This is a genomic window from Mesorhizobium sp. P2_A12 (assembly GCF_056405075.1).
Genome location: NZ_JBFUCU010000001.1, coordinates 1 through 19904 on the forward strand (window position 1 = coordinate 1; position 19904 = coordinate 19904).

Consider the following 19904-nt stretch of genomic DNA (forward strand, 5'->3'; position numbering starts at 1 on the left):
CAAAACCGCCGCTACAACCCGCTCGCGAAGATCATTGGAAAGAGGTCGGGTCATCAGATGCTGGCCTCCATTCCCAGCCAGCATCTTGAATCACACAACCGACAAATCGGGAATCCCCTTCGATTCCATCAAAGCGTGAACCGCTCTAGTCACTTCCAAAAAAGCTGTGACTAACCGCAAAAATCACAAGTCACATCGGTATCAGCGGCTCTACCCTCACGCGGCAAAATCTTGCCGGGTTCATGATGTTTGCGGGTCGAGTTCTGCTTGATCATGCGGCACTGCCTCTTCCACCCGATGAGGGCCAGCGAGAGTCAGCCAGGCTGGCCGCCCGCCTTGCGCAGCGACGCCTGGTGGACCAGCGACGTCCAACTGTTGGTCGACGCGAGATGGCAGTAGAGCAGGCCGAGCGCGCCTGATTTGCGCAGGTCGAGAAACGCCTCGTCGCTCAGCTTGTTGAAAGCCGGCTCATCGATCACCTGGAAGTCGGTGAGGTTGAGTACCTCGCCGCCCTCGAGCGTCACCTTGCTCTGGCGCGGCGCGAACAGGCCGTGCGCGTCGATCCTTTCGATCATCACGCGGGTGGCGTTGAAATCGAGCTGGAACTGGTTGCAGAAGGCGAGCGCCTGCCTGGTCGCTTCCGTCGGCTCGGTGCCGTTGAAGAACGGCAGGATCTTTTCGTCGCGGAACGGTGCCAGCAACTGGTCGACGACGCGGTCGCTTGCCCGGTCGATGCACAGCGTCAGCCGGCCGGGCGACTTCGGGTCCTCGGCCAGGATGAAGGGATAGCGGCGGACATAGGCCGGGATGTAGTGCGGCCCGGTCCACTTGCCGTCGGCATCGACGAACAGGTTCTCGTCCTTGCGCACGCCGGTGATGATCACCGGCGCCTTGGCCGGGCCGATGAAGACGATCGGGTAGGAGCGCATCGCCGCCGGCATTTCGGACGCCACCACCGGAATGGCGTGCGCCGAGCGGGCGAAGCCGAAGTCGCTGCGCGCCGTCAGGCCGAGCGAGCCATGCCGCATCGGGTTGAGCGCCTCCGGCGCCGAATAGAACAACGGCATCGTATCGCTTGCCACGTCCGTCTTTGCATCTGCCATCGTCCGTCCCTTTTCCGCAAGCCGATCAGGCCGCCACTGCCGGACCCCAAAACCCGGGATCTGTTCTTGTTTGCGCTGACCTTGTTCTGGAAACAATCCCGCGCAGGAACAAAGTACTACAGCGTCTCTTGCGCGCATAAAAGGACAGGCAGTGCTGTATTTTGGGGTTTGTTCCGACGAATTGACTTGGCCCAGGGCCGGCAGCGGTTGGGACCTCTGGACAGCTTGCGGCGAAGCGGCGACAGTGCCGCCGGCAGCAGACAGAGTGAGGCGAATTGCATGGTGTCGGCATCGGATTTCGAACAGGCGGTCGGGTCGGTTTTCGCTGTTGCGGTTGGCGACAGGACGGTTTCTCTCGAACTGACCGCGGTCCGCCAGATTGCTTCCAGCCCGCGCCCCGGCGGCGGCTTCACGCTTTTGTTCAAGGGCCCGCGCGACATTGGGCTGCCGCAGGCCATCTACCACCTCACCTCCGATGCCATCACCGACGACATCTTCATCGTCCCGGTTTCGGTCGACACGACCGGCTATGTCTACGAGGCTGTCTTCAACTGATTTTGATTTTCGGCGATCCGGCCGGCCGGGGCGACGATCAGGGCACTCCGAAAGGGGACGGCTGAACAGATGATCGACTACATCGAGATCGCGGGAGTGCTTGACGAAGCGGCATGCAGTGCGCTGTGCGCGGAAATCCGGGCGGCCAGCGGTCGTCCGGCTGGCCTGTTGGGGCGTGACGACCAGAAGCCGGCATGGCCGGAAGTTCGCCGGACCACGCGTGCCGAGGTCTCGCCGGCCACCGAAGGGCTGGTGAATGCCCTGTTGGCGCGGCAGAAGACGGCTCTGGAACGGCATTTCGGCCTCGCGCTCGGCAATACTGAAAAACCTCAGTTTCTTCACTATCGGGAAGGCGATTTCTTCGTGCCGCACCAGGACGGCAACACGCCGCTCATCCACGACGACTCGCGATTCCGAAGGATCTCGGCGGTGATCTTTCTCAACCGGCAATCGGACAATCCTTCGCCGGCAAACTATGCTGGCGGCTCGCTGGTCCTGCATGGTCCCTACAGCGGTCCGCACCTGCGCGTCGCCATACCGGCATTGCCAGGCTCCCTCGTCGCGTTTCGTTCGGAAACAACGCACGAAGTCACACCGGTCACGCGCTATGAGCGTTTCACCATCGTGTCGTGGTACCACGGAGCGTGACGATCGGCGCCGGCTGATGGGCGACATGCATTGGCGCGACTTCTATGGATCAGGAGCGAAGCTCCGTCGCGGCGCAGGACGACAACTTGTTCCGCGGCGATCCTTCCCACCCCCCTCTGTCCTGCCGGACATCTCCCCCACAAGGGGGGAGATTGGCAGCCCGCTCTGATGGCGCATCTTCTTTGACGTTGAGGATTGGCGAAAACGGTGGTGACGTCCAATCTCCCTCCTTGTGGGGGAGATGTCCGGCAGGACAGAGGGGGGTGCTGTCCCGCCAACATCACACATACTTTCTGCACCGCCGCGACGCTCAAATGCCCCGGCATGAATCCTGGGGTCTGCGCTGCGTCGCTTCGCCCCTAGCTCCGCCCCAGGATGACGAAGGGGGAGTGGCGTATCCGACAAGTCACGGATCGGTGGCGCCACTCGTTCGCGGCGGACACACCATCAGGTCATAGACGCCCTTGTCCTCGGTGACGACGAATCCCAGCCGCGTGTAGAGGCGTCTTGCCGGATTGTTCTTCTCGACATGGATCGACACCGCCTTGCCGGAGGCGCTTGCCTCGTCGATGAGGTCGCTGAGCAGTGCCGCGCCGAACCCCTTGCCGCGATGCAGCGGAAGAAAGGAGATGTCGATGATGCAATACTGGTTCCGCCAACGCTCGACATAGAGGCGGCCGATGTCTGCCGCGCCAGACATCACCACCAGCCAGTCGGCTTGCGAATAATGCTTGATGTAATGTGTGTGCTGCGCCCGAAACTGCATGTCGAGGAAGACGGTCTTCTGCGCCTCGGTCCAGGATGTTACGGCCAGTTCCTCGGCACGGGTCGAGGCATAGACCCGTGACAGGAACGGCAGATCGGCATCCGTCACTGGACGAAACGTCAGCCCGGCACCAGCCGCCCGTACCCAACCGGCCGAAGCCGTCCCGCGAAAATGGTTCATCGAAAAATCAGGGGCGCGGTGGGAACACACCCTGCAGCGCGATGCAGAAATAGCAGGTGAGATAGGGCTGCAAATTGTTGTGCGGCTGGCCGGCGCCGGCAGGCGTTATCGTCTGGTCCGACAGCGGCACCAGACTGCCTGGCGTGATATACACATTTCCCTGGCTCGACTTGGCGAACGCGTTGCCGGGGGCGATGTTGCTGTCTCCAGCAACGATCGACGGTGCGGCATTGACCTGGTGGGTGTGACTAGGAATCTCGGACTGCAGCAGCGTCACGGTGTCCGAGCCACCCGTCTCGCCGAGATCATGCAGCGAAAGACCAGGGCCTTGGCCTGGATGCATCGGCGCCCGGCCCTGGAGGTCCGGCAGCGCGAAATTGGACTTGCCGTTGCCGCCATAGGTAGTGCCGAGCAGCGAGAACAGCGCAGTGTTCTGCGACAGCGGCAGCAGCTGGCCATCGCACCAAGCCCAGCCCTTGGGCGCGAAATTGAATGGAAAGATGCGGATTTCGGCAACGAACGGATTGGCCATGACGGTCCTCTTTAAGTCGGCGACGGAAAGATTCCGAACAGCGAGATGATGAAGTCGACGCACAGATACGGCTGGAAATTGGTATGTGGCTGGCTGCCACCGACCGGACCGAGAAACTGGGGCGCCATTGCCACCGATGGACTGCCGTTGATGAACGCGTTGACCTGGCCCGACCTGGCTATGACGCTCTGGGCCGGATTGGGCTGGTTGGCGATGTCGTTGGATGCAAGCAAAAGGTGAGCGTGCGCCGGGATCTGCTGTGTTGTCAGCGTGATCTCCTCCGCGCCTCCGGTCTCGGCCATGACGAAGCCGTTGCCCTGATGGATCGGAAGGCGGCCTTGCAGGTCCGGCAGCGCGAAGGTGCTCTCACCGTCGCCGCCATAGCTCGTGCCGATCAGTTGGAACAGCGTCTCGTACTCCGAGATCGGCAGAAGTTGTCCGCTGCAGAACATCCAGCCGGCCGGCGCGAAATTACCGGCAAACATGCGAATCTCGCCAACGTAGGGTTGTCCCATGGTTGCGCTCCCTCAATTCGGCGACGGAAAGATGCCCTGCAGGGCGATACAGAAGCTCAGTGTCAGAAAAGGCTGCATGTTGAGATGCGCCTGGCTTCCGCCGACATTGCTGATCGTGCCGGCAATCATGGCACCAAGGTTTTGCACCGGACCATAGAGTGTGTTCGGCGTGCTGTTGCCAAGCATGTCATTGGCCGGGAGATTGGTTGCGCCGGTGACCGTCGATGCATTGGCGGCGTGGACATGCGTGGGTATTTCGCCGATCGACAGCGTGTGTGACTGCTCGCCGCCACCCTCGCCAAGCGTATGAGAGCCGCCGACATGAATTGGCGTGCGTCCTCGATAGTCAGGAAGCGCGAAATTCACCCTCCCATCGCCGCCAAAAGTGGTGCCGAGCAGCGAAAACAGCGCCTGGTTCTGATTGATGGGCAGAAGCTGGCCGTTACAGAGTGCCCACCCCTTTGGCGCGAACACGAACGACATGATTCTGATTTCCGACAAAAACGGCTCAGCCATATGCCCCCTCCGAAACAACCTAGACTGACTCTAGGCCGATTACATTAGCAAGTCGACAATAATCTCACAGAAAACGGCTAGCGTATTACTTCGAATGGTTAACGAATCCTTGCCGCCAGCCCCGGCTTCTCTTCATCAGTTAGTCGGCACAAGAACTAGTCCGCCATTGTGCGCGCCCGGCACCGCTGCGTAAGCCTGCGCGCCGCCAGCGTCGAACGAGAACACCGAACCTGCCGGCGTGTTGCCGCCGGCATTCCAGATGGCGGTTGCAATCGCCTGGTTGTTGGCGCCGGCCGCAAAATTCTGGAAATACAGATGCGACGTGCTGCTGCCTTCGCGCGTCAGGAAGGCAATGTCGTCGGCAGGTTGGGCAAGGGTCACGGTATTGCCGCTGATGTTCAGATAGGTGATCGTGAGGTCGCCGGCATTGGACCCCGCACGCACATCGATGCCGACCGCGCCGTTGCCGGCCGAACCGGTGCCCGAAAGCGTGATGTTGTTGTTCTTGATCGTCAGGTCCAGAGAGCCGTTGTCGGCGCTCGGACCGGCGCCATCGCCATGTGGCGTAGCAAGGATCGCCGGGTCGTTGCCGGACTTGGTGATCGTGTTGCCGATGATCTCGACGATACCGGTCGAGGCATCTTCGGGATGGATGAAGATCGGCGAGCCCGTCGAGCCGACGCCGCCACCCTGGATGTCGGTATTGTTGTTGATGCGGCCCATGATGACGGCATTGTTGATGCCGAACACGTTGATGACCGGGCCGCCATTGCCATAGATCTTCTTGTTGTTGAGGATCTTGAAGTTCAGGTGTGCGGTGTCCTCGGCGTTGAGGCCGATGGCGCGGCCGAGGCCGCCTTGTGGATCGAACGTATTGCCGTTGCCTGCCGTGCCGCCGTCGGTGATGTTGACATTCAGCGTCGAGGTGTCGCGCGCAAAGGCTTCGACGCCGGACGTCTTCATGCTCAGGAAGCTGCTGTTCGAGATGTTGAGTGTCGCGTTGGCTGTGCCGAAGGCTTCGAAGTTGAGACCCTGAGCGCCGTTTGCGGAATCCTTGGTGTTGCTGAACGTGCTGCCCGCAATGTTCAGCGTCAGATTCGTGCCATTGTCGTTGCGGATGTCGACCAGATTGTCACCGGCGGTGGCGTCGGCGGCCGCGAAGCTGAACGTGGAATTCGTGATCGATGCCGTGCCGGTGAGGTTGTAGAACCGCATATCGCCTTCGAAGACGGCGTCGCCGAAGCCGGTCACCGTGGTGTTGGCGATGGTCAGGTTCGAGACGTTCTGGCCGTTGATGCCGACCTGGACGCCGCCGTTCAGGTTCAGGTTGGTGAACGTTGCCGTCGCCACGCCGCTCATGTTGATCGCTGCCTGGGCCGCGCTGTTGAACGTTGGGCCGTCGATATTGTTCAACGTGCCGTTGCCGGTGTTGGCATTGGTGAAGTTCATGTTCGAAAGCGAAAGGTTCTTCGTCGACGTGAACAGCGCGCCTTGCGCGGTGTTCTGGATCGTGCCGCCGGTACCCGCTGTCGTGCTCACGCCGGTCACCGTCAGCCCACCGTTGCCGGCGGCGAGGCCGGTGGTGTTGAGCACGATGCCGTTGGTGCCGCCGTTCGCCGAAATGCTCTGGAACGTCAGGCCCGAGCCACCGATCGTCGTGCTGACGACGTTGAGCGCCGTGCCCGTGGTCGAGGTTATCGTGTTGCCGCTGCCCTGCACGGTGACCGTACCGCCGCCGGTGGCGTTGAAGCCAGCGCCGCTGGTGCTATTGATGACCAGGCCGCCGCCGGTGAAGTCGATCGTCGCGCCGGTGTTGTTGGTCAGGCTGACGCCGGCAGCCGTCCCCGAGCTGATCGACTTCGACGCGCCGGAGAAGGTGATGGTGCCGGCGGCGTTGCCGTCGAGGAAGATGCCGGTTTGGGCCGCCACGCTGTGGCTGATGTTGCCCGTCAGGGTGATGTTCTGCGCGGTCAGCGCCCGGTCCTGGATGTCGATGCCCCGCCCGGTGCCGCTGGTGATGGTGCCGGTATAGGTGAGACCGGCGGTGCCGCCGGTGTTGGCGCCGCCGGCGCCGTCACCGATACGGATCACGGCAGCGTTGCCGGCGACCAGCGATCCGCCGCCGAGGCTGACCGTGCCGGTGCCGGTGACCGTATCCATGATGACGGCGCTGCCGCCGCCGGCGCCCTTGGTGGTCGTGGCGAAATTCACGCCGCCGGCGGCGACGATGACCGTGTCGAGATTGACGGCGATGCCGCTCGTCGTGGTGACGGAATTGCCGGCGCCGGTCACCGAGACCGTGCCACCGCCCGTGGCATTGAAACCTGCGCCGGAGGTGGTGTTGATCGCCAGCCCGCCATTGTTGAAATTGATCGTCGCGCCGGCGTTCGTCGCCAGGTCGACCGCCGTATTGACGCCGGTGGTCAGCGTCTTGGTGCCGCCGCTGAAATTGAAGGTGCTGCCGGTATTGCCATGGACAAAGATGCCGTTGTCGAAGCCGCCCGTGGCGGTGAGATTGCCGGCCAGCGTGATGGTGCCGGCGGTGACGCCGGAGATATCGACGATCTTGCCTGCCGCGGCGGTTTTGCTGATCGTACCATTGTAGGTGACGTTTGACGTGCCGCCGGCGACAAGGAAACCGACACCGCTCGGGTTTGTGATCGAGGTGCCCGCGGCGAAGCTGAACGTGCCGCCCGAGCCGTTGAGGATGTCGATGCCGGCATCGCCGCCATTCAGCGTCGTGGTGCCGTTGAAATTGTAGGTGCCGTCGGCATTGTCGAACTGCAGGCCGGTGCCGTTGGTCGCCGACAGCGTGCCGGTGCTGAAGGTCAGCGTGCCGGTGGCGTGGCCGCCCGAAACGCTGATCAAGGCCGCGTTGTTCGCCTGGGTGATATTGCCGCCATAGGTGACGGCGGCGGTGCCGCCGACGATGTTGAACGCGGTTCCGGTCGGGCTGGTGATCGAGGTACCGCTGCCGAAGCCGAAACTGCCGCCCGAACCGGTGAGGATGTCCACCCCGGCGTCGCCGCCATTCAGCGTCGTCGTGCCGTTGAACTGATAGGTGCCGTCGGCATTGTTGAACTGTAGGCCGGTGCCGTTGGTTGCCGACAGCGTGCCAGTCTGGAAGGTGATCGTTCCGGTGGTGTGGCCCGTGACCGCGACCAGCGCGGCGTTGTTGGCCTGGGTGATGTTGCCGTTGTAGGTGACGCTCGCCGAGCTTGTGTCGACATTGAACGCCGTGCCGATCGGGCTGGTGATCGAAGTGCCGGCGCCGAAGCTGAAGGTGCCGCTCGACCCGGTGAGGATGTCGACGCCGGCATCGCCGCCATTGAGCGTGGTGGTGCCGTTGAAATTGTAAGTGCCGTCCGCATTGTTGAACTGCAGGCCGGTTCCGTTGGTCGCCGAAAGCGTGCCGGTGTTGAAGGTCAGCGTGCCGGTGTGTCCGGCCGAAACGCTGACCAGGGCGGCGTTGTTCGCCTGGGTGATGTTGCCGCCATAAGTGACAGCGGCCGTGCCGCCAGCGACATTGAACGAAGCGCCCGAAGCGCCGCTCAGCGCGCCAGAGCCGAGGCCGATGGTGCCGCCGACACTGGTCAGGCTGACATTGTTGACGCCGCCGGCCGACGAGGTCGAGTCCAGCGCAATGGCGGCAACGACACCGGAGAGGTTGATCGCCTGGCCAGCGGTGGCATTCACGGTCTCGGCGGCCGCGGAAGCGGTGATGCCCATCGTGCCGCCCGTGCCGGCGATGCCTGTACCGGTCGTGGTGTCGATGGTCAGGCCGCCGGTGAAGCTGGTCGTGCCGCCGCCCTGCGAGAGACCGATGCCGCTGGTCGTGTCGATGTTGGCGAGGCCGGTGACATTGAGCGTGCCGGATGCAACGTGAATGCCGCCACCGGTTGTCGAGGCGTTGTTCACCGTCACCGTGTTGAAATTGAAGGTGCCGGTGTTGGTATTGATGGCATCGATGCCGAAGCCCGTCGTGTTGGAAACGCTTGTCGCGCCGGTGACGGTGAAGGTGCCGGCAACGCCGTCGAAGGTGATGCCGCTTGCGACGCCGTTGACGACGGCGCTGACGCTGGAGAACGTCATGTTGACGGTCAGCGGATCGAGATCGAAGGCCGCGCCGTTGATGGTGGTGACCACGCCGGCGCTGCTGTTCAGCGTGAAGGTGGTGGTCTTGGTGTTGGCGATGACACCAGTGCCACCAGTGTTGGCGAGGCTGAGCGTGCCCAGATCGAAGGTGCCGCTGGTGTTGGTGAAGCTGAGGCCGTTGCCCTGGATCCGCGCGCCGGGAGTGCCCATGCCAAGCGTACCGGCGCTGACGGTGCCGCCCACGCCGTTGGAATCGAAGCGGACATTGTTGAACACGATGCCGCCGCTACCGGCGCCGCCGGTCACTTTGTTGCCGGCAAACGACCTGATCGCGATCGAATTGTCCGTCGCGTTGATGTTCTGGCCGACGAAGGACGCCGCCAGCCCGGACGCCGTCGACCTGAGCGTGTTGCCGTCGATCGAGAGCAGGAGCTTGTCGGCTGTCGCCGCACCGCTTGTCGAGAAGTCGAGTGCGTTGCCGCCGGCGGTGATGATGCTGTCCCGGATCACGAAATTGGAGGCAAGTGTGGCATTGACGAAAATGCCGGCGCCGCTGCCGCTGTTGAGGGCCGTGACGTTCTGGACGCCCGCGGTGATGACGCCGGTGCCGCTGAATGGCAGGTTGATCGTCGCGGCCGCGCCGCTGCTGGCCAGGATCGGGTGTGAATTGTCGAGGCCACCGGGGTTCGTGACGACCGTCGAAGCCTGGATGGTGGTGAAGTGGAAGGAGGACGGCGCGCCAAGGCCGCCGCCAACGCCGAGCGGCCCGACGTCGATGTCCGCATCGCCGGACATGAACGAGATCACCGCTTGCCCGTCCTTGAGGTCGAGCGAACTGTTGCCGATGTTGATGGTCGCCTGGTTCGTGTCGACAGTCTTGTCGATCAGCACGAAGACATTGGCGCTGGAAGCCTCCGCCTGGGCGACGCTGCCCGGATTGAGGAAGCTGCCGTCACCGGTGCCCGAAATCTCGCCGGCTGCGTCGATGTAGTACACGCTGATTGCCGACAGGTTCGAGATGTCGCCGACGAACGTGACGTCGTCGAAATCGTAATTGCCGCTGAGCGGCAAGGTGTCGGTGGCGTGGATGACCTGGCCGCCGGTGGTCGAGATCAGCGATTCGGCCGGACCCGCGCCGTCACCGAACACCAGCGTCGCATTGGTCGTGCTGGAGAACTGGATGCCCTGCGCGACATTGGTGATGGTCGACGTCTGGGCGCCGCCGGGATTGACGGTGTCGCCGAGCTGGATGGCGGCGGCGCTCGTGGTTCCGGCCATGTCGATGCCGAGCGTGCCGGCAAAGCCACCGCCGGCGACGTCGAAATCGCCGGCGCTGATGCCGGTGCTGATGACCGCGCCGTTGAGATCGAGGCCGATGGCGTTCGCACCACCGAGCCCGATGTTGAGGCTGGTGATGCTCAGCGCCGAGCCGAGCGTGCCTGCGACATCGAAGCCACGCGAGGTGATGCCTTGCAGGTTGACCGTGCCGAGGATGATGCCACCGCCGCCGACATTGTTGAGCGAGACGCCGGTGGCGGCGCCATTGGCCGAGACGGAGCTGAAGTTGAGGCTGCCCGCACCGACCGTCGCGTTGTCGAGCTTGAGCGCGGTGCCGGTCTGGGTGCTGATCGTGTTGCCAGAGCCGGTGACGCTGACCGTGCCGGCCCCGAAGGTGCTGGCGGTGAAGCCGGCGCCGCTGGTGGTGGTGATGCCGAGACCGCCGCCGGTGAAGGCGAGCGTTGCCGTGCCCAGTCCCGGGCCGACGCTGGGCTGCTTGACGACAGCGTCGTTGGCGCCGGTGTTGAGGGTCTTCGTCGCCCCGGAGAAGGTGATCGTGCCTTCCGAGAAGCCATCGACCAGGACACCGGTGCCGCCCGTGTGATCGATGGTGCTCGAAATGTTGTACACGCCGTCGGCGTTGCCGCTGAAGACGAAGGCCGTCGACGCTGTCGTCGAAAGCACCGAACCGCTGAGGTTGAGGGTGGCGAGGTCGCCGCCGCCGGCGCTCACCACGCTGCCCGCATTGACCTTGACCGAGCCGTTGTAGTTCAGCGTGCCGCCGGTATTGGCGCCGACAGCGATGGCAAAGTCGCTGGTGCTTGTCGTCGCGCCGATGCTGGCAGTACCGCCATTGCCGCCGATGTTGACGGTTCCGCCCATCACGGCGTTGAAATCAATACCGCGCGTGCCGCCGTCGATTGTCAGGCTGGACCCGGCGACATTGGCGATGTTGACCGTTGCAACCTGGCCACTGAACTGGAAGCCGGAAGTGTCGACGTCGATGTTGGTCGTTCCGGTGAAGTTGACGGACTTCCCGGAGCCGGTCGTCACTCCGGACACGGTGACGCCGATGACACCGGTATTGGTCAGCCCGCCGATGTTCACATTGCCGGCGAGGTTGACGTTGTTCAACAGCACGCCACCGGTAGTGGTGGCGACCGACGAAATGTCGTCGAAGGTGATACCGCCACTGCCGACATTGGTAGAGCCCACCAGCAGCCCGTCACCGCCGGAAGCGATGGTGTTGTTAGTGCCGGTTACGCTGACGACGCCGCTGCCGAGCGCGACGAAGCCCGCCCCGCCTGTCGTCGTTATATCGAGACCGCCGCCGGTGAAATTGATCGTGCCGTTCGTGTTGGGGGCCGGAGTACCCGCCGGGAACGCGCCGAGGATGCCGAGGCTGACGGCGTCGGTGCTGCCCGAGCGGATCTGCTTGCTGGCGCCGGAGAAGGTGACGGTTGCCGCCGAGCCGTTGTCGATGTTGCCGACGACGATGTTGCCGCCGGCCGCGGCGTTGCCGTCGGTCAGGTTGCCCGACAGCGTCACCGAGCCGCCGGTGAGTTCCCGGATCGAAACCGCCGCACCGGCGCCGTTGCTGGCGATGGTGCCGCCATAGGAGATGACCGCATTGCCACCGCTCGCATTGGTGGCCGAGCCGACGTTGAAGGCCGCGCCCGCACCGGTGTTGGTCAGCGTGCCGGTGCCGAGATTGAGCGAGCCGGTCAGGTTCTGCAAATTGATGCCGTTGCCGGCGGCGAAGCTGGCGCTGACCGAGGTGAAACCGCCGCTGACGGTCGCGTTGCTGATGCTGACGCCGGTGCCGTTGGTGGTGGAAACCGTGTTTGTGCCGGACAGCGCCACCGCGCCATGGTCGGCAGAGAAGCCGACGCCGCCGCTGTTCTGGATGGCGAGGCCGCCCGAGAAGGTCAGCGTGTCGGTGCTGCCGGCCAGGCGCTGCCATTCGACACCGCCGCCGGTGGCGTTGGTGATCGAGACCGCGCCGGCGAAGGTCACCGATGTCGCGGCGAGGGTGGTATTCTGGATCTGGATGGCGTTGGACGTCGTGCCGTCGATCGTCACCGGGCCGTTGAACAGAAGCGTCGGCGACGCCGCGAGGTCGGACAGCAGGATACCGTTCTGGCCGCCACCGCTCGAATTGATGGCACCGAACTGCGCCGAGCCGCCAGAGCCGTTTTCGACCCTTGTGCCGTTGCTGAACGAGATCGCCGGCTGGCCGGTGGTCGTCACCGTGTTGCCGGCCGCGCCGAAGAACAGCGTGCCGCCGAGATCGGACACCAGGCCGGCCGCCTCGACGGTGTTGACAGTGACCACGCCCGAGAAGCCAACACGGTTGCCCGGGATGATCCGCGCCCACAAGGCACTGTTGAGCCCGGCGCTGGCGCCGGTACCGTCGATATTGAAAGTGGCCGTGCCGAGGTCGATGTTGTTACCGCCTCCCACCGCACCGCTCGCGACGACACCGATGGCGCTCGGACCGGGGAACGTTGTGCTGGTCGCCGTCTTGACCGCGACATTGGTCGTGTCGAATTTGATGTCGCCAGCCACACCGACCAGCACCAGGCCATAGCCGCCGACGCGGTTCGCCGTGGTGCCGGCGACAAAGGCGCCGCCATCGACCTCGTCTATGCCGGGGGTGGCCGCATTGGCGTCGAAAATGGCGGTCGTCAACAGGAGGCCGCCGACTTCGCCCTTGTTGCCGAGAAGCGTGATGTCGGAGAAGGCGCTAACCTTCATGGTGCCGGCGCCAGCCGTGCCGTTGACCGAAGCGATGTTGCCGCCCGTGGCCGAGAGGGTGAGGTTCGACAGCGCGACCTCGCTGTTGGCCGCGCCGTCGACGATCGACAGTGCGCCACCGTCGCCACCGGCGATCGTCGCCCGGTTGAGCACAAACTCGGTGATGGCGGTGCCGGAGACGCCAATGCCGGTGCCGGTGTTGCTGATGATGACGTTGTCGATGCTGGCGCGGCCGGTGAAGTCGACCGTGTTGCCGCTCGCCGTCGTCAGCGTCGGCAGCACGGTGTCGACGCCGGCAGGCGCATCGATGATGCTCGACGAATTGATGTTGCTGAACTTGAAGTTGCCGCCGAGCGTGCCGCCGACACCGCCATAGGGCGCGGTGTCGATGGAGTCGCCGGCCTTGAGGCCGATCAGGATCTGGCCGTCGGCGAGGTTCAGTGTGTTGTTGCCGCCGCCATTCTGCTGCGCCAGCATCATGTTGATCAAATTGCTGGTGCCGTTCTGCGACCTGTCGATCAGCGCAATGATCTTGGCGCCTGAGGCTTCGGCGCCTGCGATCGAGCCTGGATTGTCGGCGGTGCCGTCGCCGGTGCCGTTCGGGTCGACATAATAGATGGTCGAGCCCTGCGCTTCGGAAATGTCGCCGATGAAGCCGCCGGTGGCGCCGTTGACGTCCTTGAAATTGTAGGTGCCGCCGGCCGGGAAGCCGCCGGTCGAATTCAGGATGTCGACCGCCTTGACCGTCGACAGCTTGTCCGCGGCACCCTCGCCGTCGCCATAGATGAAGTTGACCGCGGTCGTGTTGCTGAACTGGAAGCCGATGCCCGGGCCATTGCCAGCCCCGCCGATGGTGGAAGCGGTCGTGTTGGCGGGTGCACCGGGATCGCCGAGCTGGATGGTGCCGGTGCCGGTGGTGTTGGAGAGGTTGACCGCCGTCGTGCCGGTCGAACTCGCGCTGGTCAGGTCGAAATCGCGCGCGGTGATGGTGCCGTTGACCACGGCATTGGCGAAGGTGATGCCGGTGGCGCCATTGCCGGTCATGGCGATGCCGAGGCTGGCGAAGGACAGCGTGCCCGAATTGGTGCCGGCAACGCTGACGCCGGTCTGGTTCAGCCCGACATTGGTGACGTTGGTGGTGCCGAAGGTGATCGTGCCCGAATTGCCCGACAGGCTGATGCCCGTTGCGCTGCCGCTGGCCGTGACCGCGCCGAACGTCGCCGTACCGGCGACATTCGAAACGGCAAGCCCGGTTCCGGTTGAATTGGTGACGGAGAGCGGAGTTGTAGCGCTGAAGCTCGCGCCGGCGCCAAGCCCGCCAATCACGGCCCCGCCGCCGCCGGTCGCCGTCAGCGCTGGACCGGTGAAGCTGATCGCACTGTTGGTCAGCGCCGTCGTGGTGCCGATGGCAAACAGGTTGCCGGTGCCGGACGAGGTAACGCTGCCGCTGAAGGTGACCGAGCCGCCGGTGGTGCCGTCGACCTTGACCGCCGCGCCCGGTGCGCCTGCCGAACTGGATATGCCGGCCGAAACCGTGATCGCCGCGCCGCCGCCGGAGACGACGACGCCGTCGCCAGTGCCGGAATTGGTGATAGTGCCGCCGATGCCGATCGTGCCGGTGTTGTTGGTCAGGCTGACGTCGGCGCCCGAAACCAGCGTCGTCACCAGGTTGCCGACATTGACGGTCGCGCCGCTACCTTGCGCCACGAAACCGGGGCCGTTGCCGACAACTGTCGCGATGCTCGTCGTGCCATTGAACGTGTAGATGCCGCTGGCGACATTGGTCAGACGGATGGCATCGCCATTGACGCGGCTGATGTCGACGGCCCCGAAGGTGACATTGCCGCCGCTCGTATTTGCTATGACGATGCCGCTGGAAACGATACCGCCCGAGCCATCCACGGTGACGCTTGCGAAATTCACGCCGGCCGCGCCGATGGTCATTCCGGTACCGCCGATGAGAATCCCCTTCTCATCCAGCCCGGCGCCGGTCGCCACGGTGTTGCTGGAGCCGGTCACCGTCAGCGTACCGCCATTGATGGCGCTGAAGCCGTAACCGCCATCGGTGGTGAGGTCGAGCCCGCCTGTGAAGTTGATCGTGCTGCCGGTGTTGCCGGTCAGGTCGATCGCGTTGGCGGCGCCGGTGCTGGCGGTGATCTTGCCGGTGAAGCTGGCGCTGCCGCCAGTCATGCCGTTGATCTTCACCGCGCTCGCTGCGCCGGTCTGGTTGATGGTGCCGTTGTAGGTCAGGTTCGGCGTCGACGCATCGATGTTGACGGCGATGCCTGAGGTGGTGCTGATCGAGCTCGCCGCGCCGAAGGTAAAGGTTCCGCTGGAACCATTGAGGACCGCGACACCCGAGCCGCTGCCGCCGGTGATGTCGAGATCGTTGAAGGTTGCGGTGCCGTCGAAATTGTTGGCCAGCACGGCGTTGACGCTGCTGCCGGTAATCGTCGTGTTGCCGGTGAAGTTGACGGTCGCGGCCGAATTGACGAGCACGATGCCGGTCTGGCCCGGGGCCTGGATGTGCAGATTGTCGATTGTGACCGTGCCCGACGCGCCGTCGAGGACGAGACCGGTGGAGGCACCCGCGATCGTTACGCCACCGACGTTCAGGCCGTTGACCCCGGTTCCATCGATGGCAACGCCTATGCCGTTACTGACGCTGAGGTTCTTGACGAGGTTGCCGTTGGCGAGGTCGATGGTGCTGTTGGTTGTGTTGTTGAGCGTTGCCCCGCCAAAGCCGGTCGGATCGGCCTGCGTCGCGCCGGTGACGACGTGGGTGCCGGTGACGTTGGCGGGCGGCCCGCCCAGCGTGACGGTGCCGCCATTGGCGAAGGAGACGATCGACTGGCCGCTGGCCAGCGTGAAGCCGTCGGCGTCGGTGTTGGTGGTCTGGACGGCTGCCGTCTTGACCAGAACGAAGATCGTGCTGGCACTGGTGGTCAGATTATCGGCGGCGGCGGCATTGATCAAATTGCTGGCGCTGGAGCCATCGCCGAGGCCGGTGCTGGTGGCGCCGACATAGATGACATTGGCGACGTCGAATAGCTGCGGCCCGTTCAGCACCGTGTCGTGGAAGGCATAGGTGCCGCTGCCCGGGTTCAGGCCGCGCATGTCGAGCGAAGCCGTTGTGCCGGTGATAGATCCGCCGCCGAACGAGAAGGTCGTGTCGGCAGTGGTTCCAGCCGCGCCATGCGTGCCCATCTGCACGCCGGTGCCGGCCGAAATGGTGCCGGTGCCAATCGTCACCGAGCCGCCGGTAGTGCCGGAAAGATCGATGCCGGTCGAACTGCCGGCGCCGGCGATCTCGAGCGAGGTGGCGGTGAAGGTCGACTGGCTGCCCGACAGGTCGAGCCCGGTCCGGCCGGTGGGCAGCCCAGTGATGTCGATGTTGCCGAAGCCGATCGTGCCGTTGATGCTCGAAACGTCGATACCGTTCAGGCCTGGCTGGTTGATCGTCACCTGGCCGAACGTGACGGCGCCGGAATCGTTGGTGAGCGAGATGCCGTTGCCGGATGGCTGAGTGATGGTGACGGCGCCACCGAAATCAACCGTGGCGGTGCTTGCTGAGATCGCAATGCCGTCAAGCGCGGTGTTGGAAATCGTCGTCGTGCCAGTAACGGAGAAATTACCCTCGGCGCGCGACAGACTGATCCCACTCTGTCCACCGGACTGGCTCACCGTGTCCAGCGTGACATCGAGGTCGGGGCTGAAGATCCCCCCCCCTATAGCTTCGGTCTCGAAGGCCATGAGGCCGTTGCCCGAAATAGTGCCGCCAGTGATCTTCAGTATTGCGGGGCCGGTCGCACCGAAGAAGACGCCGTCGCCGCCATTATCCTTCGCGTCGACCGTCTCGAAACCATAGAATCCACCTAAAAAGCCGGTACCACCGAGGATGTGCAGGCCGTCGCCAGTGTTGTTCGTGAGCGTCGTCGTACCGGTGAAATTGAAGCCGCTGCCACCTTGGATCCGCAGGCCATCGCCTGTATTGCCGCTCGAGTTCAAATTGTTGACGGCGGCTCTGCTGTCGATGTTGCCGTTGTCAAACAGCACGCCATTGAGCCCAGCGCCCGAAACATTCAGGCCCGAGATCGTGATATTGCTGATGTTGCTGCCGTGGACGCCGTTGGCGCTGCCGCCGGCGATGTTGAAATCGAGCAGCGAGCTGTTGTTGGCCAGGGTAACGACATCGCCGCTGCCGGAATCGGTCAGCGTCGCAGCACCTCCCGCATCTGTGACAGCGCCGCTGTGTGTGATGTTGTCACCGGTAATGTTGACCGGGATGCCGCCGAGCGAGAAGGTCCGCCCGTTGCCGAACGAAGCCAGCGTCTGCCCGGCGTTGAGCGAGAAGCCGTCGGCATCGTCGATGGCCGTACCGCGATTGACCAACACGAAGATCGCATCTGCGTCGGTGTTGGCATCGGCTGTTGCGATCGAAGCCAGGTCCGAAAGCGAGGAGCCGGTGCCCGAGCCGGTCGCGGAAGCGCCGACGAAGATCAGATTCTGCACGTCGAACAGTTGCGGGCCACTGAACGTCGTCGAGCCGAACGCGTAGTGGCCGAGCGTCTGGTTGAGGCCGCGCGCGTCGAGCGAAGCGGTGATGCCGGCAATAGAGCCGCCACCGAAGCTGAACTCGGCATTGGCCGAATTGGCCAGCGAGCCGGCAATACCGAAGCGCACGCCGGTGTCGACCCCGACGATCGTGCCGCCATTGGTGATGGCGATCGTTGCGCCGCCCGAGGTCGGCGACGAGAGATCGATGCCGATCGAGCCGGCAGCCCCGGTGCCGGTGATGTTGAGCGACTGTGCGGTGAAATTCGTACGGCTGCCGGAGAAGTCGAGGCCGGTGCCAACGCCCAGGCCGGAAATGACGATGTTGCCGGCGACCACCGCCGCATTGACGCCGGCAAACGAAATGCCGTCGCCGCCGGGGGCCGTGATCGCGACATCGCCGAAGCGGATCGCCGCCGGCGAATTCGAAATGGCGATCGCCGGTCCGGTCGTGTTCGAGATTGTCGTCGCGCCGTTGACGGTGAAGCTGCCCGAGACCTGATCGAGCACGACGCCCGACGTGCCGCCGGACTGGGTGATCGAATCCAGCACCGCATGCGCGGTGATCGGGTCGATGAAGACGGCGGTGCCGCCATTCCCCGACACGGTGCCGCCGCTGGTGGTGAAGCTGCCTGATGTCGCGGTGCCCTGCACGGTAATGCCGCGGTCGGCATTGTCCTTCGCATTGAGCGTCGCGAATGTGTAGGTGCCCTTGCCGGTGGCATCGAGCCCGTCGTCGCCATTGCCCTGCAGCAGCGTCGTGCCGGTGAAATTGTAGGTGCCGTCGCCCTCGATATGCAGGCCGTCGAGGCCGTTGTTCTCAGCCGTGAAGTCCGAGCCCTTTATGCCGGTCGAGGTGCCGGTGAAGTCGGCGCCATTGCCACCGGCCCCGGTCACCGTGACGTTGGTCAGCGTGGCGCCGGAGATGTTGTTGCCGAAGATGCCGTCGGCGCCGCCGGTGATGGTGATGCCGTTCAGCGTGTTGCCATTGCCCAGCGTAATGACGTTGTTGGCCGGGTTGGTGCCCTGGATCGTGCCGTTGCTGCCGCCCAGGTTGAAGCTGCTGGTGCCGCCGCCGAAAAGCAGGGCGGTGACACTGCTGCCACCGCCGATGACGGTCTGGCCATTGGTCAGCGTCACGCCGCCGGTGGTGAGATTGCCGCTGCCGCCAAGCGCCACGACGAAGCCGTTGCCGGCCTTGGTCACCGCATCGTCCAGCGTCGTCGGATCGCCAATCGTGCCGAGGCCGAGCGAATTGCCGCCGTCGGCGAAGAAGAACTTGCCGAAAGCAGCGCCCGTGGCGGCATTGATGGCGAGGCGCGTCGTCGTGCCGCCGTTGACGTCCTGCGACTGGATCCTGACGCCGATATCGCCGCGCACGCGCTCGTTGACGCGTTTGCGCAGGCCTTCGCTGACCGGATAGACCGGCTCCGGCCCGCTTTCGGCCCCATTGGCAGCCCCGTTGGCGGCATTGTCCGCGCCATGGCCGGGATTGAACGGGATGTTCAGCCGGACGCTGCCGGCGAACTGGGTGTCGTCGCGATTGTCGTTGCGGACCTCGCCGGCGAACACCAGCGAGGTGTTGCTGCCGAAGACATCGCCGATCGTATACTCGAACCCGGCCTTGGCACCGGTGACGCTGTGGTCGTCGCCGTGCGGATCCTCGAAGTGATAGCCGCCGATATCCAGCCGCAGCGAATGCTTGTCGGGCAGGTTGATCGGCACCTGTGCGCCGACCTCGCCCTCGATACCCCACGCCGCATATTGGCGATGATCGAGCACCGAGATCTGCTCGAGCAACTGGTTTCCGACCATCGACAGGGTCGAGTCGACCGAGTGATCGTTGTAGTCGCCTTTGATCGGCAGATAGACGTTCACATGCGCGTCGAAATGCGGCGTGATCGCCTCGGCGCCGAGCGTCGCGGCGGTGAACTGGTTGCTGTTGAAGTTCTCGACGTTGAGATAGGCGTAGCCGCCGATCATCAGGTCCGGGTTGACGATCCGGCGAATGCCGAGGCCGACATCCTGGCCGAAGCCGTCCTTGAAATCGTGCTTGGCCCGGACATCCAGGAACAGCACCGATTCGGCCGTCTGCTTGAGCGGGATGAAGCCTTCGAGCGCGGCGTTGCCGCCATTGTTGTCGGCGCCGACAATGGCGCGCACCTGCGGCTGCCACAATCCGTTCGGATCGGCATAGGCCGACATGCCCGAAAGGCCGAGCGCCAGCGTCGTCAGCGCCGTCGTCTTCCACAGATGCCTGGCAATTTGCGAACGGCGATAGCCGGCGCGCACGCGGAAATCCTCCCCACGCGCCGCCATCTCACCACCCAGCCGAGTATCCTCGGGTTTTCTCATCCCTGGCGAGTCCTTTGGGACTGCACGTCCCGCGTGTGAATTCATACTCG

General features: G+C 64.2%; 8 protein-coding genes. 2 read left to right on the forward strand and 6 right to left on the reverse strand.

The annotated features are described in order from the left end of the window. Positions 1-314: 314 nt before the first annotated feature. Positions 315-1103 (reverse strand): SapC family protein, encoded by a 789-nt coding sequence (locus tag AC1DZU_RS00005; protein WP_477280599.1) that lies wholly within the window; start codon positions 1101-1103, stop codon positions 315-317. Between the two features lie 279 nt (positions 1104-1382). On the opposite strand from AC1DZU_RS00005, the gene AC1DZU_RS00010 reads away from it, so the two are divergent. Together AC1DZU_RS00010 and AC1DZU_RS00015 are read left to right on the forward strand one after the other, a co-directional pair. After that, entirely contained in the window at positions 1383-1658 is a 276-nt protein-coding gene (locus tag AC1DZU_RS00010) for a DUF6916 family protein (protein WP_477280601.1), read from the forward strand. Positions 1659-1727: 69 nt separating this feature from the next. Next, positions 1728-2306, forward strand: coding sequence for a 2OG-Fe(II) oxygenase (locus AC1DZU_RS00015; RefSeq protein WP_477280603.1), 579 nt, complete (start codon positions 1728-1730; stop codon positions 2304-2306). Between the two features lie 406 nt (positions 2307-2712). Here the strand turns inward: AC1DZU_RS00015 and AC1DZU_RS00020 are convergent, their stop codons facing one another. The 5 genes from AC1DZU_RS00020 to AC1DZU_RS00040 form a co-directional block, all read right to left on the reverse strand. After that, positions 2713-3252: an N-acetyltransferase family protein gene (locus tag AC1DZU_RS00020; RefSeq protein WP_477280605.1), complete on the reverse strand. Its 540-nt coding sequence runs from the start codon at positions 3250-3252 to the stop codon at positions 2713-2715. A 7-nt stretch (positions 3253-3259) separates the two neighbouring features. Next, positions 3260-3784, reverse strand: coding sequence for a phage tail protein (locus tag AC1DZU_RS00025; RefSeq protein WP_477280607.1), 525 nt, complete (start codon positions 3782-3784; stop codon positions 3260-3262). Between the two features lie 11 nt (positions 3785-3795). Beyond that, the gene (locus AC1DZU_RS00030) at positions 3796-4299 is read right to left on the reverse strand and encodes a phage tail protein (protein ID WP_477280609.1); all 504 of its coding nucleotides are present in this window, start codon (positions 4297-4299) and stop codon (positions 3796-3798) included. A 12-nt stretch (positions 4300-4311) separates the two neighbouring features. Next, positions 4312-4815, reverse strand: coding sequence for a phage tail protein (locus AC1DZU_RS00035; protein ID WP_095083915.1), 504 nt, complete (start codon positions 4813-4815; stop codon positions 4312-4314). 135 nt (positions 4816-4950) lie between these two features. Continuing rightward, on the reverse strand, positions 4951-19854 hold the full coding sequence (locus tag AC1DZU_RS00040; RefSeq protein ID WP_477280611.1) for a beta strand repeat-containing protein: 14904 nt from the start codon (positions 19852-19854) through the stop codon (positions 4951-4953). Between the last annotated feature and the right edge of the window lie 50 nt (positions 19855-19904).